Raw genomic sequence first — 1,576 nt, forward strand, 5'->3', positions numbered from 1 at the left:
CTGCATTTACCCTCATATCTCTTACTTATTTCACCCCATGGACCAACATCAATTATTTCATGCCCATTAATAGCAATACCAGCCTCCTCCATTATAATGACTGGGTCACCATGCTTCCAGGGTATTGACTTGGCTGTGANNGGAGGAGGTCAGTAATTGATTACTGGACCTATTAAGAGCGAAACCTTATCCATACACATTACTATGTAATATAGGTTTAATAAATATTATACATTTATAGGCCTAAAACCTTAAAAATGCACTAAGCTTCATTAGCGTAACTTTACTGCAGCCTCAGGAGTATGTTCTATGGATTAATACAGGTGGAAATATATTAATAATAGCCTAATAGAGGGATTGTATGGCCGTGGAAATTGGGGAAAGAATTACCTTGATTGATATAATTAATGTTGCTCGAAATCATGAGGAGGTTAAGGTGAATGAAAAAGCTTTACGTTCAATGAATAAGTCATTAAGGATTCTTGAGGAGGCTGTTAATAGTAGTGTTAAGATTCATGGTGTTAATACGGGCTTAAGAAGGACTTAGAGGAGTATGAGGTCAGGAAACGGAATTATAGAATACCATTTAACGCATGAGAAGCTACATTATTAGCAATAAATTAATTTAATACATTAACTCTTAAGCTGACGAGCTTCCTGAGTATTCTGTGAAAAGGTTTTATACTTCCGCTCCGGAAGCAGCTTCCGGTCCGGAAGTATGCTTTTTGATCTTAAACCTAAGATTAACCGGAATGACCTATTTAACTTTAACCAGGAATTTAATGCATTGGCTAGGTTTATTAAGGTACCATTAACTAGGCTCATTGTTGTTAAGGGTTTAAGGAGGAGTGGTAAAACATCACTAATACTGAGTACGCTTAATTTCATTAAATATACCGTATGTATTCATTGATGTGAGGGAAGTGATTAAGTCAAGGAGGGGGCTCTATATGCTTCTTTCCAATGCTTTAAACGATTTTATTAGGCGATACTCTAAGTATGATGTATTAATTAAAAGCATGGCAAACGTTTTAAGCTTAATTAGAGGAATTAATGTAGCTGGCTTAAAGGTTTCGATAAAATGGGGTAAGGATCGTCCGCTACTTACCGATATATTTAAAGGGTTTAATATGGTGGCAAGTAGCCATAACACTAGGATTATTATAGCCATCGATGAGGCTCAACGGTTAATCAGCTCATTAGGTATGGAGGTTTGGAACTCCATTGCATATGCTTATGATTTCTTAAGTAACTTAACCTTCATCATAACTGGATTTGAAGTAGGTGTCTTAAACATTATACTTAAATAACCCTGAATCATCCCTTTTTGGTAGGGGTTATGCTGAAGTAACCACTAGAGAGTTAACCCATGAGGAGTCCATTGAATTCCTTAAGTTAGGCTTCTCTGAAACTAAGGTTACTGTTAATAATGATGAATTGAATGAAGCCGTGGATAAGCTGGGTGGCATAATAGGTTGGTTAACGTATTATGGGTACGTTAGGAGTTTTGGAGGTAGGAACTTAGGGCCAATAATTAATGACGCAGTTAACTTAGCTAGGCAGGAATTGGAGAATT

At 36.6% G+C, this 1,576-nt stretch carries 3 protein-coding genes; all 3 read left to right on the top strand.

Annotated elements, in window-relative coordinates; genetic code table 11:
• Positions 1-361: 361 nt before the first annotated feature.
• The 3 genes from BP896_RS07355 (at position 362) to BP896_RS07365 (ending at position 1,310) form a co-directional block, all read left to right on the top strand.
• Positions 362-547 carry an aromatic amino acid lyase gene (locus BP896_RS07355; RefSeq protein WP_291767161.1) on the top strand — a complete coding sequence of 62 codons (186 nt, stop codon included), beginning with the start codon at positions 362-364 and terminating at the stop codon, positions 545-547.
• A gap of 171 nt (positions 548-718) precedes the next feature.
• On the top strand, positions 719-913 hold the full coding sequence (locus BP896_RS07360; protein WP_291767163.1) for a hypothetical protein: 195 nt from the start codon (positions 719-721) through the stop codon (positions 911-913).
• A gap of 1 nt (position 914) precedes the next feature.
• A complete protein-coding gene (locus BP896_RS07365; RefSeq protein ID WP_291767164.1) occupies positions 915-1,310 on the top strand; it encodes a hypothetical protein in 396 nt (131 codons plus the stop codon).
• Positions 1,311-1,576 lie beyond the last annotated feature (266 nt).

The organism is Caldivirga sp. UBA161 (assembly GCF_002506515.1).
In the GTDB taxonomy this organism is placed as follows: Archaea; Thermoproteota; Thermoprotei; order Thermoproteales; family Thermocladiaceae; genus Caldivirga.

Coding starts and splice junctions, on each gene's coding strand:
- BP896_RS07360 (WP_291767163.1), top strand. CDS start 719: ATGCTTTTTGATCTTAAACCTAAGATTAACCGGAATGACCTATTTAAC.
- BP896_RS07355 (WP_291767161.1), top strand. CDS start 362: ATGGCCGTGGAAATTGGGGAAAGAATTACCTTGATTGATATAATTAAT.